Source organism: Candidatus Brachybacter algidus, from assembly GCF_016707225.1.
Taxonomy (GTDB): Bacteria; Bacteroidota; Bacteroidia; order Chitinophagales; family Saprospiraceae; genus Parvibacillus; species Parvibacillus algidus.
On record NZ_JADJID010000001.1, the window covers coordinates 458,477 to 473,225 of the forward strand.

The window sequence follows — 14,749 nt, forward strand, 5'->3', positions numbered from 1 at the left end:
CTGATTACTGATTACTGATTACTGATTACTGATTACTGATTACTGATTACTGATTACTGATTACTGATTGCCTTTTCACATTTAATACACATCCCACATAAAATTTTACTTTCCAGTTTTATCAATTCTCCTATCTTTGGCTATATGAATAAAATGCGCGCCTTAGGCTTGTTTGTGAGTGCTCTTGTATTGGCCATAACCTCCTATATGATGATGCACCGGCCACTATGGGGATTTATTCCACTTTTTAATTACGGTAGCATATTCGCTATTGTGCTGCAATTAAGTTTTAAAGCAATCGCAAAGGATTCAATGCACCAGAGATGGTTAAAACTCTCTTTGTTTTCAGGGGTCCTGCTCACTATTGGTTTTCCGCCAAGCCCTCTATTTGTGGGTATGATCGTTGGATTTATTCCCTTGATGATGGTCGAAAAAGAAATGATTGGCCATTTCAAAAAAGCAAAAACAGGTCTCCTTTTCAAATATCTTTTCTTTGGTTTTTGGTTATGGAACTTACTAACAACCTTCTGGGTTGCCAATACAGCTTATTTCGCAGGCATGGTCGCCAATGTAGCTAATGCGCTGCTGATGACTCTTCCATGGCTGGTATATCATAAATTAACACATAATAAATCCGGTATCTGGAAATATTTTCTACTTGCAGGATGCTGGATCATGTTTGAATATATTCATTCCTTTTGGGATATTTCATGGCCTTGGTTGACGCTTGGGAATAGCATGGCTACTGCATATCCATTGATACAATGGTATGAATACACGGGCTATTTCGGAGGTTCATTGTGGATCTGGATCTTAAATATTGTTATTTTTACTGCGATATTTGCGATACCTTCCGATAAGAGGAAATGGGTGGGAATCAGCGCTGCTGTGCTGATCATACCATGTCTGATCTCCATTTTAATGTATTTTGGGTATAAAGAAAAAGGTGAAGCAGTCGATGTAACTATCATCCAACCAAATTATGAGCCTCACTATAAGAAGTTTGACATTCCTGAAGAGGTGCAAATAGAAAAGATCATGGCGCTTTCGCAATCAAATATCGATGATAAAACGGATCTGATTATATATCCTGAAACAGTATTCGATCCAGTTAATTTGGATGACCCTTATGGCACCAATCCCGCGATTCAGAAACTTCATACCTTATTTGGACAAGCACCAAATGCACATATTCTAGCTGGAATAGGAGGTTACCATACTTTTCGGGAAAGACCTGATCGTTCTACGGTAAGAGCGCAGGGCGAAATGTACTATGAATTATACAATGCAGCGCTGATGCTGGAAAAAGATAGTTCAAAAATTCAGGAATACCATAAATCAAAGTTTGTTCCCGGTGCCGAATTATTTCCTTTTAAGCATGTGCTTCCATTTCTTAAACCTTTGGTTAAAAAGCTAGGGGGAACTTATGAAGGCTTTGCTCCACAAGATGCTCCATCCAATTTCACTTTTGGGAATAAGTCGATTGCACCTATTATCTGTTATGAAAGCATATATGGCGGTTGGGTCAGCGGATATGTCGATAAAGGCGCAGGATTGCTTGCCATTGTAACTAATGATGGTTGGTGGGACAACACACCCGGGCATTTACAGCATTTGGCCATCGGAAGATTAAGGGCTATTGAAAATAGAAAAGACATCGTAAGATCTGCCAATACAGGTACTTCGTGTTTTATTAATCAACGAGGTGATACCAGAATGGAGACGGAATATGAAGTGGATGCTGTGATCCGGGACAAGGTATATTACAATGAAAGCAAAACGCTTTACAGTAAATGGGGTGATTACATTGTATATTTAATTGGGTTAATGACGTTGGGACTGATTATTTTTTCTTTTATGCCACGTAGTCGAAAACTTTGACCTTATATATAGTTGTTAAAAGAAGTAAATTTTTACCTTTGAATCGTGATATATAAAACGCATCCTAATCCGGAGTCCATGGTTGAAGTTAAATTGTTTTCGTGTGCAGCATCAGAATATCTTTCTGAAAAAATCAGTGACTATTATGGTCAGCCGCTTGGCTCGAGGACTATCAGCAGATTCAGTGACGGAGAAATTCAAACTGTGATCAATGAATCAGTCCGTGGAGCTTATGTCTTTTTCATACAATCTACTTTTCCGCCATCGGATAATTTGTTCGAACTACTATTGTTTATGGACGCTGCAAAGCGCGCTTCAGCAGGTTACATCACTGCCGTAATACCATATTTTGGATATGCCCGTCAGGACAGAAAAGACAAGCCAAGAGTCCCGATTTCCGCTAAAATGATCGCCAATATTCTTCAGGCGTCAGGCGCTGATCGTGTGATGACAATGGATCTGCATGCTGAACAAATTCAGGGATTTTTTGATATTCCTGTGGATCACTTGAAATCTGAGGCGATCTTCATGCCCTATATCCAAAGTCTTGATCTTGCTGATGTAAAGTTCGCTTCGCCTGATGTAGGGGGAGTTAAGAGGGCAAGAGTGTATGCTAAATACTTCAAAAAAGACCTTGTAATTTGTGATAAATATCGTGAAAAAGCGAATGAAGTAGCTGGGATGACGGTCATTGGAGAGGTGGAAGGTGCTGATGTGATTCTGGTAGATGACTTAGTGGACACTGCCGGTACTTTGTGTAAAGCTGCCGACGCATTATTAGCAAAAGGTGCTAAGAGTGTTCGTGCACTATGCACGCATCCGGTCTTATCCGGTAAGGCTTATGAAACTATTGAGAATTCAAACTTACTTGAATTGATCGTGACTGATACTATACCTCTAAAACAAAAGTCTTCCAAAATAAGAGTGCTTTCCACAGCAAAATTATTTGCCAGAGCGATTCGCAATACTCACGAACATAGATCTATCTCTGCATTGTTTGTAGAGTAATTAAGCATGACTTTTTTCTACATTTATAAAATTGAATACTATGTTGAAAAATGGTCTTTTCTTCTTCCTAACAATATTTTTTGTTCAAACTGCCATTTCACAGCCTTGGGTTGATTCGGAATACGATATTGAAATACACAAGGATTCTGTCTATGGTTATGCCATCGATTACACCGGAAAAGAACAGGCATTGCGCTGCGATATTGCATTTCCCATAAATGATACTATTCCTGAATGTGGTCGACCACTTGTCCTGGTGGTGCATGGAGGTTCCTTTCTTGCAGGAAATAAAGAAGAATATGACATCCAGTTGTGGATGAAAGAATTCGCTAAAAAAGGATATGTAGCTGTGGCTATCAATTACCGGCTTGGCATGTTTCAAACGGAAGAATACATCACATGTGCTGTTCAGGATTGGGGTTGCCTTAATATGGCAGACAGTGCTGAATGGTATCGTGGCAACTATCGTGGTATGCAGGATTGCAGGGGCGCCATTAGGTACATGATTTCCAACAAAGACCAATTTAATATTGACCCGAACAATGTTTTTTTAATTGGAGAAAGTGCCGGAGGATTCATAACAATGGCAAGTGCTTATCTGGATGATGAATCAGAAAGAAGTGAGTTGACAAAAGAAATAGCTGAGGTTTCTGCTCCCGCTATGCAATATCAAAATGCTTGTGTGCCACCTGAAGCCTTTCCAATCGGAATGATGGATCTTCGGAGGCCTGATTTAGGAGGAATTCAAGGAACTATTCATTTGGAAAACAATAATTACAGAATTAAAGGTGTAGCTTCATTTTTCGGTGGAATTATGAATGACTTCTTAGCCTCACAAGACAATACTTATCCGCTCCCTGCATTATATATGTATGCGCAGCCGAATGATCTAATTGTTCCTTTTGGACGTAGTAAGGTCATGGCAGGGCTATCTGCATGCGCTGTCCAATACTCAGGTTGTAACTATCTTAAGAATGTTCCGGAAGTATATGGCAATGGAGGCATTAGAAACTTAATTGTAAATAATGAAGCTAACGGAGTTACGATGCCTACTTTCAATGCAGAATTTACAGAGAACTATGCAGATTGCTTGCTTCAGGGTTTATTTCCCGGATTAACAGGTCATGCAGTCGATGATATATTTGTTCGGACAAAATCTCTCGCTACTTTTTTTGCAAAGCAAATTGGGTCGGCCAGTGATTGTTTATCGTCGAATAAAACCGTCAACGATTTGAGCTTTGAAATTTATCCGAATCCAGTTCAAAACGTCATTCAAGTTAAAGTATCAGATAATAAGGATCGTCTCATTATAGAGGTTTTAGATATGAGTGGACATATGCTGTCAAGAAAATCGGTTGATACAAATTCGGATATTGAAACTATGGATATGACTGCTTATGGAAAAGGATTCTTTATAATTAAGTTGATCGGACCATCTTATATTGCATCGCAAAGGATTATAATTCAATAGCTTATTCTAATCTATTGATATTTTTTATTTCTAAACCATAAATTTACCTATTTTTATCCCGTTTCTAATTCTAAACAGGCAAATGACTTTTATGAATTTAAAAAGTTTACCATTTTTATTGTGCATCTGTCTATCATGGACCAATCTGATTGGACAAGATATTCACTTTACCAGATTCTATGATGCACCGATTACCTTGAATCCGGCTAAAACAGGGGATTATCTAGGTACCTTCAGAGCTGGTGGTATCATACGGGATCAAAACTATAATCTTTCACATGTATATGTCACGCCTTCCGTTTATGTAGATGCGCCCATCATAAAAGGATTTAGAGCTAATCATTGGGTAGGTGTAGGATTAACATTTCTTCAGGATCAGGCAGGAGCTGCAGGTTTGAAAACCTCAAATTTTACCGGTTCAGCGGCATATCACATCGGTTTGAATAAGGATTTAACATCCTCAATAACCATTGGAGCCTCTTATGGTCTGGTCGCAAGATCTGTAAGTGATAAAAATAAGATCTTATTCGAAGATGGGATCAACAATCCTGTGCCATCAACAGATCTCATGAGCATCAATGATCAGAAAGTAAATTATGGGGACATTAACGCAGGTCTGCAATATACCCTAGGACTTCAGGAAGGTGGTGTAGTAAAGATGGGCTTTGCCGTCATGCATATAAACAAACCGAAATATGGCTTGGTCACATCAAGTGCAAGCCGAATGCCAATGCGCTTTAATATATATGGTACGGCTGATGCACCTATTGCAGAGAAAATTGACATAATACCTGCATTATATGTCAGCACGATGGCAGGCCAAAGAGATATCGCCCTTCAAATCGCCGGAGGTTATAAATTAAATAGCTTAAAGGGCAATCGAATCATTGGTGGAGTGGGATACAGGTTTGGAGATGCGGTCCAACTTCTTGCAGGAATGGATATTAAGAACACAAAAATAGGTATATCTTATGATATCACCTTGAACGCTATCAAACCTACAGGCGGCTTTGAACTATCAGTGAGTCATATTTTCATGATTTACAAAAAGCCAAAAGACAACCCCGTAATTTTATGTCCAAGAATCTAAAGTTTAAAAAAACATTCATGAAGGTTTTAACCATTATTATATGTATACCTATGTTGGTATTTGGAGGAGCACTACTTGCTCAGCCTTTGACAACAATTCCTTATCAGGCTCATTTGGAAAAAGCATCAGAATATTCTGAAACCAATAATTATGCCAGCCAGTTAGATGAGTTAGAGGAAGCTTATAAGAAAAAGAGAGATAAATCTATGATTCCCCTGATGGCAGATCTCAACAATAAATTGAGAGATTATGCTAAAGCAGAGACCTTATATAAAAGGATCGTAGATGCCGATAAATCAGGTAATAACATGGAAGCAATGTTCAAATATGGACGTATGCTTAAGATGAATGATAAATATGGGGAAGCTGCTGAAGTACTAAGAAAAGTTAAAGACTCTGATGATGAAAAATGGTCATCTTTAGCTATTCTGGAACTGAAAGGGATATTATTAGCAGTTCAGACTGATTCCACTATCAATCAGGTTGCAGTAACTTCTGCAGGTCCAAAGATCAATTCTAAAAGTGGCGAATATTCTCCATTTATATTTGAAAATGAATTGTATTATACATCTACTGCTTTAGAGAATGGTGCAGATCCAGGGAAAGTATATCTTGTTAAATTATTAAAATCTCAAAGAGATAAAGAAATGGCTTGGGCTAAGCCAGTCGAGGTTAGTGCAATGCTGACAGCCTCAAGTCCCGCCCTCGGCAATGTCGCGATATCCATGCAAGATCAAGTCATGTATGTTACCAAAGTGACATTCAATGGCGAAGAAGTAGCTACTTCTAGAGTTTATTATTGCGTTCGCGATGGCAATGGTTGGTCAGATCCTGCCATTGTAAAAGGGCTTCCTGACTCATCCATCGTTAAACATCCGATGCCGGGAGAATTATACGGCAGGGATGTTTTATTTTTCTCTTCTGATGCACCAGGTGGAACAGGAGGATTCGACTTGTATTATGCAACAAAGCTTTCTACTGGAGTTTTTGACTCACCAGTCAATCTGGGTTCGATGATCAATACGCCAGCTGACGAAATAACTCCGTTTTACAAGGATGGAAGATTGGTATTCGCCAGTGATGGATTGCCAAGCTTTGGAGGACTTGATCTTTATTCTACTGAATGGAATGGTACCTCATGGTCACTTCCTGTCAACATGGGTTTTGGTTACAATTCTCCGGCTGATGACATGGGATATGTGGTGGATGAAGAAGGATATGAAGGCTTTTTAGTATCGAATAGAGTAGGGACAACTTCATTGAGAGGTAAAACGTGTTGTGATGACATCTTTACTTTTCAAAAGTCAAAACCTGTCATAGACCTCGACGTATATGTTCTGGATGAAAATAAGCCTTTAAGAGGAGGTAATTTAACCATAGGAGAGCAATTCAAGCCTGAAACTAATATGACTGAAGGCAATGACAATAATTATAAATTTTCATATGAATTAGAAATCAATAAAGGCTACTTTATAAAAGTCGCTAAACTTGGCTATTTCCCTGATTCAACTTATGTTAAGACAACAGATATAAAGGTGGATACAGCTTTTGTTGTAAAGATCAATCTTGTACCAAAGCCGGAGATAGAGGTAATTAGTACGAACCAGCCGATTAGACTGAATAGTATTTATTATGACTACAATGATGCTAAGATCCTCAAAGCATCTAAGCCTGATCTTGATTATCTAAATGAGTTGATGATCCAGTATCCAACTATGGTTATTGAATTATCTTCACACACGGATTCACGTGGTAATGATGAATTTAACCAGAAGCTATCTCAACGAAGGGCTGAATCAGCTAAAAACTATTTAGTAGATAAAGGTATTGATACCGCCAGAATTCAGGCTGTAGGATATGGAGAAACTATGTTGCTTAATAATTGTGTCAATGATGCCAAGTGCACTGAGGAGGAACATCGTTTTAACAGACGTACCGAGTTCAAAATCATTTCAGGCCCCACCAGCATCGAGATCAAAAAACAAATTACAAAAGAAAGAGGTAAGGTCATAGATACCAAGACGCTCGAAACTAAGGCAAAATAATTGTCAAAATTATTTTATTCAAAATATTCAAATCTGATGGAAAGGAGAAAGTTTATCAAAAACTCAAGCATTGCTATGGGTTTGAGTACTTTAGGTCTGAATAATTTGGATTTAAGTTCGATGAATAAAAAAACTGAAAAACCTGTTGTAATTTCCACTTGGGATTTCGGACTTGCAGCAAATCAAGATGCCTGGAAAATATTGAGTAAAGGTGGAAGAGCGCTGGATGCTGTCGAACAAGGAGTAATGGTTCCGGAAGCTGATGCATCAAATTCTTCAGTTGGATTAGGTGGAGCGCCTGACAGAGATGGGAGGGTCACATTGGATGCATGTATCATGGATGAAAAGGGCAATGCCGGCAGTGTCACTGCTATAGAACATATTGTCCACCCGATAAGTGTTGCCAGAAAAGTAATGGAAAATACCCCTCATGTTATTTTAACAGGTGAAGGTGCATTGCAATTTGCGCTGGATCAGGGTTTTAAAAAAACCGATCTACTAACTGAGAAATCCAAAAAAGAATGGCAGAAATGGTTGGAGACTTCCGATTATAAACCGGTAATAAATATTGAGAATCACGATACGATAGGGATGTTGGCCATCGATAGCAATGGTGACCTTTCAGGTGCCTGCACTACAAGTGGTCTGGCATATAAGATGCATGGTAGGGTAGGAGATTCACCGGTGATCGGAGCCGGCCTCTATGTGGACAATGAATATGGTGCTGCTGTCTGCACTGGGTTAGGAGAGGTTGTTTTGAAAAATTTGTCTTCTTTTCTAGCAGTAGAATTAATGAGAAATAAAAAATCTCCGCAAAAAGCTTGCGAAATAGCTATTGAACGGTTACTGGCTAAAACACCCAATTACAAAGATCTTCAGGTTGGAATGATCGCAATTAATAAAAAAGGAGAGACAGGTGCATATGCCATTCATCCAAATTTCACCTATGCAAAAACAAGTAACACTATCAATAAAGTATTTGAAGCAGCGCATAAAATTTAGTGTGTGGCATACAACTCATTTAGGACTTTCGCATGGAAAAATTAAGTGTAGTAATCATTGATGGAAGCGAATTGTTCGCCCAAGGAATTCAAAACCAGCTGGTTCAAAACAAAATCGCACCCTTATCCAATATTTTTATATCAACTCACAGCTCAAATGTTGATCTTCCTTCTAATATTGATTTAATTATTGTAGGTCAGGCATGTCTTGATAATATTCAGTTTGAAGATATACTCAAAAATCTTAAGTCACTTAAACAAGAATCACACGTCCTTTTAATTCCTGAGATCATCAATTCTAAAACTGCCAAAGGATTATTCTCAAATAAGTTAGTTGATGGTATAATTTCCAGAAATTGCAGTCTGAATGACTTCAGAATTGCTATCGAAACGCTTACAAAAGGAGATGTTTATATCGGACCGGACATAAGTTTGCACCAAAGTAATGAAATGACCGTGCAGGTAACTAAAAAGGATAATCCTTACTACCTACTTCAAAAACTAACTATTCAGGAGAAAAAAATTATGGAGTTGGTCATCGAAGGAAAATCATCCACAGACATCGCCCAATTATTGTTTAGATCGGTGCATACTATTAAGACTCACCGAAAGAATATGCTGCACAAACTTGGAGTTAGTAATACAATAGAGTTGATTAGCTTCCTGGATTCTGTAGATTACAACAAGTAGACTATTAAAAAAATAAAAAGAGAGAACTGATTAGATTAATCAATTCTCTCTTTAAGTACAATTATTTCTAGGTATATCTCCTTGAAGGAGCCTATTATTTTAAGATCAGGTCAATTATTTCTTTACCAAAAATACTGCAGATGCAGATTTCAAAGGTATGTTAACAGTTGGATTTAAATTTCCTCCTTTTGTAGCGCCATTGAATATCAACAAACTTCCACCGCCATTGCCGGCTTCAGCTATGTAAGCGATATCTTTTGAACTATCATATGCCACATCAACAGGATTTCCAAGTAGAGTAGCAGCTCCTGAAACTCTTGTTTGTTGTGCTAATGTAATCATACCTCCGTTAGAAGCTCCATTGAATTTAGTCAAAAAGTCCTTGATAATGTGGAATCCTCCATCATCTGTTGTATTCATTGCATTCCCTATATCAGTCATGATCATCGTGGTTCCATCATATGTTAGACCATGAGTCCTGACGATGCCTTCTACTTCTACTCTTTTTGTTGCTGAGAGTGTAGTATTGGATGTATTCGATAAGAAGTTAGTATAAACTGCGATTTCATTATCAGCATCAACTACTGCATAAAGATCATTACCTATAAATGTAATTCCCCACAATTTGAAATCGGTTGTAATTACATTTCTCAAGGAGAATGTGTTTCCGCTTTTCGTATAAATGTATAATTTTCCATCTGCTGTTGCTGTATTGCCATCGGCATCAGCATTGTCTGCTACTACATAAGTATTGCCAATTACTGCCGTCTCTCTAGGGCTTTTCATGTCCAATGTTCCAACTATTCCTGTTACACCACTGGCGCCACTTGATAATGAAGATACATTAATAATCCCCTCTAAGCCAAACGTTGTCCTGGAAGCTTGAACGACAGCATCAGATGAAGCGTCATAAAATATGCCATCTGCAGCTACTGAGGGAGTCACTATATTTGTTGCAATGACATTTGAAAGGTCGGTGACGTCATAATAATTAATATTACCATCTGCATTGTTAGATGTGTAAATATAAGTTTTTTGACTTTTTACTACATCGTCATCCTCTTTACATGAGGTAACTGAAGCGGTTAGACTTAGTGCCAAAGCACCGTACATCATCATTTTTGCATTTTTTCTAAATTTCATAAGTATTTTATTTTATTGTATAAACTTCCATACCTACGAACTCAATTTTATTTCGGATTTAAATGGAGAAAAAAATAAAAGGTTATTGTGAAATTTTGAGTCAAGTTTTTATGGGGAAATGTCATCCGTTTGCCTTTTATTATTCGATACTCACCATTTCAGCATTCGACGTCCAAAATTCATCATTTCAAAATGTCACGGCCTTCGGGGTTTTGATTCCTTCACAAGATATATATTATAATAATGTCGCCGCCTTCGGGGTTCAAAAGTATTTGGGCTTTCATACTTTTGTTGGCTAACATCCAACTTCCAACTCTCTAAATTCATTATTTCAAAATGTCACCGCCTTCGGGGTTTTTATTCCTTCACAGGATATATATTATAGTAATGTCACCGCCTTCGGGGTTCTAAAATCTTTGGGCTTTCATACTTTTGTTGGCCAACATCCAACATTCAACTCTCGAAATTCATTATTTCAAAATGTCACCGCCTTCGGGGTTTTTATTCCTTCACAGGATATATATTATAATAATGTCACGGCCTTCGGGGTTCAAAAATATTTGGGCTTTCATCCTTTTGTTGGCCAACATCCAACATCCAACTCTCTAAATTCATCATTTCAAAATGTCACCGCTTTCGGGGTTTTGATTCTGTCAGAGTATTTATAATATAATAATGTCATCGCCTTCGGGGTTCAAAAGTCACTGGGCATTAATACATTTGCGATACTATTCAACACTCTTAACGCCTGCTATAAAAAAGCAGAAGTAACAATTAACAATTAACAATTAACTACTAATAATTACCGCTACATATTCCTCCTATATTGTCCACCCACCTCAAAAAGCGCATGCGTGATCTGTCCCAAAGAACAATATTTGCCGACTTCCATTAATTCATGAAATAGGTTTTTATTTGCAATGGCGGCTTCCTGTAATTTTTTAAGGCCATCTTCGATCAAATGACTATTAACTTCATTTAATTGCTTTAAAGTATTGATCTGGAATTCTTTTTCTGCTTCTGTTGCACGGATCACTTCTTTTGGCAAGACTGTTGGGCTGCCATCATCTGATAGGAATGTATTGACTCCGATCAATGGTAATTCTCCGGTATGTTTTAGTGTTTCGTAATACAAACTTTCATCCTGGATCTTACCTCTTTGGTAACCTGTCTCCATAGCTCCTAATACGCCACCACGTTCAGTAATGCGGTCAAATTCCAGCATTACAGCTTCTTCTACAAGGTCAGTTAATTCTTCTATGATAAATGATCCTTGAGTTGGATTTTCATTTTTAGCAAGACCTAATTCGTGATTGATGATCAGTTGAATGGCCATCGCGCGACGAACAGATTCTTCTGTTGGAGTGGTTATTGCTTCATCATAAGCATTCGTATGCAATGAATTACAATTATCATAAATGGCATAAAGTGCCTGAAGTGTGGTACGAATATCGTTGAATGAGATCTCTTGTGCATGCAATGATCTACCTGAAGTCTGAATATGGTATTTTAATTTCTGAGCACGTTCATCCGCACCATACTTGAGTTTCATAGCCTTTGCCCAGATTCTTCTTGCTACACGTCCTATGACAGCATATTCAGGATCGACTCCATTGCTAAAGAAGAAGGATAGATTTTTTGCAAAATCATTAATGTCCATGCCTCGTGACAGATAGTATTCTACATAGGTAAATCCATTGGACAATGTAAAGGCAAGCTGTGATATAGGATTGGCGCCCGCCTCAGCTATGTGATAACCTGAGATCGACACAGAATAAAAATTATTTATTTTATGATCGATGAAATATGATTGAAGATCACCCATCAATCTCAAAGAAAATTCTGTTGAAAAAATACACGTATTTTGCGCCTGATCTTCTTTCAAGATATCAGCTTGGACAGTACCCCTGACGGAATTTAAGGCGCGCTCTTTTATCTCTTCATACACATCCGCTGGTAATACTTTATCGCCTGTAAGCCCAAGTAACATCAGACCTAAGCCATTATTTCCTTCAGGTATATCTCCTTTATAAGTCGGTCTTTCGATTCCTTTGACATCGTACGTGTCCTTAAGTTTTTGTTCGACAAGATTTTCAAGTTGATTTTCAGTGATGTATTTTTCGCATTGCTGATCGATGGCCGCATTCATAAAATAGGCGCAAATCGTCGCTGCAGGACCGTTTATGGTCATACTCACGGAAGTTCTTGGATCGCAAAGGTCAAAACCTGAGTACAATTTTTTGGCATCATCGAGGCAACAAACCGAAACCCCTGAATTGCCAATTTTACCATAGATATCTGGTCTGTAATCTGGATCTTCACCATATAAAGTAACAGAGTCAAAAGCTGTAGACAACCTATTGGCAGGCATTCCGATACTAACATAGTGGAATCGCCTATTAGTCCTTTCTGGATGACCTTCTCCTGCAAACATCCTTGTTGGATCTTCTTCCTTTCGTTTAAAAGGAAAAACTCCTGCTGTGAAAGGGAATTCTCCAGGGACATTTTCCATCAATATCCATCTTAGCAGATCTTGCCAGCTGTGATATTTCGGTAGGGAAACTTTCGGTATGGAAATGTGTGATAGGGATTGAGTGGTTGTTTTTAATTTTATTTCTTTACCACGAACGAAGTAAGAGAAATATTCTCCTTCATAGTTTGCTTTTTTAGCAGGCCATGAAGTAAGAATTTCTTCATTTTCTTTGGTGAGTTTGTTACTTATTTCTGCTAATGAAGATTTTAAAGATCCGACAAGCGTTTCATTATTTTTTAATAGATCAATCGTAGTCTGAATGGACTGGACCTGACCTGCTATTTCGGCTTGAGATGCAGTCCAGGCATTGTATTTGCGACTTTCTTCTGTTATTTCTGAAAGGTATCTTACTCTTGAAGGTGGTATGATGTATTGTTTTTCTGAATCGCCATATTCGAGTTCCATTTGGCTGGCGAATTTCCCATCTGCTTTTATACTTACTAGATCCAAGATCTTTCTGTAAAGTGCATTTGTGCCCGGATCATTGAATTGTGAAGCAATGGTGCCGAAAACAGGCATTTCTTCGAGAGGATCATGCCATCGCTGATGATTGCGCTGATATTGCTTGCGAACATCACGGAGTGCATCAACAGCGCCTCTTTTATCAAATTTGTTGATGGAGATGACATCCGCAAAGTCAAGCATGTCAATCTTTTCCAACTGACTAGGTGCGCCAAACTCAGGTGTCATGACATACAAAGAAATGTCAGAATGATCAGTGATCTCTGTATCAGATTGCCCAATGCCACTCGTCTCGAGGATTATCATGTCGAATCCTGCGGTCTTCAGGATATCCAATGCGTTTTTAACCTGCTTAGAAAGAGCAAGATTGGATTGTCTGGTCGCCATGGAACGCATGTAAACATTGGATTTGTTGACTGCATTCATTCGAATTCGGTCACCAAGCAGTGCGCCACCTGTTTTTCTTTTACTTGGATCTACAGAAATAATTCCCAGTGTTTTTCCTTTGTATTCCATGAGGAATCGGCGAATGAGTTCGTCGATGAGACTTGATTTTCCTGCACCACCGGTGCCTGTAATACCGAGAACTGGAATCTTTGTTTCTGCAGCTCTGTCATGCAATTTGTCGAATAGATCCTGATGCAACTCCGGATAGTTTTCGGCTGCTGTAATGAGTCTTGCGATATTATGTGGGTGCTGGATGTTGAGATGGTCAATTTCATTGTTTAATGATTTACCGATTTCATAATCACATTTTCTCAATAGATCGTTGATCATCCCTTGCAGACCCATCGCACGACCATCATCTGGTGCATAAATTCGAGCGATACCATATGCATGGAGGTCAGCTATTTCTTCAGGAAGAATGGTACCACCTCCACCTCCGAAAAGTTTGATATGCCCTGAATTTCTTTCTTTAAGTAGGTCGTAGATGTACTTGAAAAACTCATTGTGTCCACCCTGGTATGAAGTGATGGCGATACCCTGAACGTCTTCCTGGATGGCAGTATTGACGATCTCGTCGGCCGTTCTGTTGTGGCCAAGGTGAATGATCTCTGCGCCTGATGCCTGAAGGATCCTGCGCATAATATTAATCGCAGCGTCATGGCCATCAAATAACGAAGCTGCAGTGACGATGCGGATCTTGTGGGTGGGTTGGTATGGTATGGTTTCTATAGACATGTATACGCTTTGTAGTCTTTAAAAGTCGACTTAATGTAATATTTACAATAAGAACGGAGCTTTAAGATTTTGGGCAAATATAAGAAATAGGGACTCAAAAGCAATGTAAGGCGGAATCATAAGTTTTAATTAAAAATAATAAAACTTGATTTTCAACTTACAATAAATCAATCCATCATATAATTGCGACCATTCGTCATGCAAATCGGTATATCCATGTAATTCAATTTTATAAATAAATTA

The 14,749-nt window shown here is 38.4% G+C and carries 9 protein-coding genes; 7 read left to right on the top strand and 2 right to left on the bottom strand.

Annotated elements, in window-relative coordinates; all coding sequences use genetic code 11:
• The first annotated feature begins 144 nt into the window (after nt 1–144).
• From lnt to IPI15_RS01915, 7 genes are all read left to right on the top strand, one after another.
• Entirely contained in the window at nt 145–1,881 is a 1,737-nt protein-coding gene (lnt, locus tag IPI15_RS01885) for an apolipoprotein N-acyltransferase (RefSeq protein ID WP_287419012.1), read from the top strand.
• 78 nt (nt 1,882–1,959) lie between these two features.
• Complete coding sequence (locus IPI15_RS01890; protein WP_287403058.1) at nt 1,960–2,889, top strand: ribose-phosphate pyrophosphokinase; 930 nt, start codon at nt 1,960–1,962, stop codon at nt 2,887–2,889.
• A gap of 40 nt (nt 2,890–2,929) precedes the next feature.
• Nucleotides 2,930–4,360, top strand: a complete 1,431-nt coding sequence (locus tag IPI15_RS01895) for a carboxylesterase family protein (RefSeq protein ID WP_287402875.1) — start codon at nt 2,930–2,932, stop codon at nt 4,358–4,360.
• 91 nt (nt 4,361–4,451) lie between these two features.
• On the top strand, nt 4,452–5,450 hold the full coding sequence (locus IPI15_RS01900; RefSeq protein WP_287402877.1) for a PorP/SprF family type IX secretion system membrane protein: 999 nt from the start codon (nt 4,452–4,454) through the stop codon (nt 5,448–5,450).
• A gap of 17 nt (nt 5,451–5,467) precedes the next feature.
• Nucleotides 5,468–7,495 (top strand): OmpA family protein, encoded by a 2,028-nt coding sequence (locus IPI15_RS01905; protein WP_287419014.1) that lies wholly within the window; start codon nt 5,468–5,470, stop codon nt 7,493–7,495.
• A 36-nt stretch (nt 7,496–7,531) separates the two neighbouring features.
• The gene (locus IPI15_RS01910) at nt 7,532–8,497 is read left to right on the top strand and encodes an isoaspartyl peptidase/L-asparaginase family protein (RefSeq protein WP_287419016.1); all 966 of its coding nucleotides are present in this window, start codon (nt 7,532–7,534) and stop codon (nt 8,495–8,497) included.
• Nucleotides 8,498–8,529: 32 nt separating this feature from the next.
• Nucleotides 8,530–9,186: a response regulator transcription factor gene (locus IPI15_RS01915; RefSeq protein WP_287402881.1), complete on the top strand. Its 657-nt coding sequence runs from the start codon at nt 8,530–8,532 to the stop codon at nt 9,184–9,186.
• Between the two features lie 114 nt (nt 9,187–9,300).
• Here IPI15_RS01915 and IPI15_RS01920 read toward each other — a convergent pair whose 3' ends face one another.
• A complete protein-coding gene (locus tag IPI15_RS01920) occupies nt 9,301–10,329 on the bottom strand; it encodes a hypothetical protein (protein WP_287402882.1) in 1,029 nt (342 codons plus the stop codon).
• A gap of 808 nt (nt 10,330–11,137) precedes the next feature.
• Nucleotides 11,138–14,506 (bottom strand): methylmalonyl-CoA mutase family protein, encoded by a 3,369-nt coding sequence (locus IPI15_RS01925; protein WP_287419018.1) that lies wholly within the window; start codon nt 14,504–14,506, stop codon nt 11,138–11,140.
• Nucleotides 14,507–14,749: the final 243 nt, after the last annotated feature.

What these genes read in the sequence shown, in the direction of transcription:
- lnt (WP_287419012.1), top strand. Translation starts at nt 145, where the DNA reads ATGAATAAAATGCGCGCCTTAGGCTTGTTTGTGAGTGCTCTTGTATTG.
- IPI15_RS01890 (WP_287403058.1), top strand. Translation starts at nt 1,960, where the DNA reads ATGGTTGAAGTTAAATTGTTTTCGTGTGCAGCATCAGAATATCTTTCT.
- IPI15_RS01895 (WP_287402875.1), top strand. Translation starts at nt 2,930, where the DNA reads ATGTTGAAAAATGGTCTTTTCTTCTTCCTAACAATATTTTTTGTTCAA.
- IPI15_RS01900 (WP_287402877.1), top strand. Translation starts at nt 4,452, where the DNA reads ATGAATTTAAAAAGTTTACCATTTTTATTGTGCATCTGTCTATCATGG.
- IPI15_RS01905 (WP_287419014.1), top strand. Translation starts at nt 5,468, where the DNA reads ATGAAGGTTTTAACCATTATTATATGTATACCTATGTTGGTATTTGGA.
- IPI15_RS01910 (WP_287419016.1), top strand. Translation starts at nt 7,532, where the DNA reads ATGGAAAGGAGAAAGTTTATCAAAAACTCAAGCATTGCTATGGGTTTG.
- IPI15_RS01915 (WP_287402881.1), top strand. Translation starts at nt 8,530, where the DNA reads ATGGAAAAATTAAGTGTAGTAATCATTGATGGAAGCGAATTGTTCGCC.
- IPI15_RS01920 (WP_287402882.1), bottom strand. Translation starts at nt 10,329, where the DNA reads ATGAAATTTAGAAAAAATGCAAAAATGATGATGTACGGTGCTTTGGCA.
- IPI15_RS01925 (WP_287419018.1), bottom strand. Translation starts at nt 14,506, where the DNA reads ATGTCTATAGAAACCATACCATACCAACCCACCCACAAGATCCGCATC.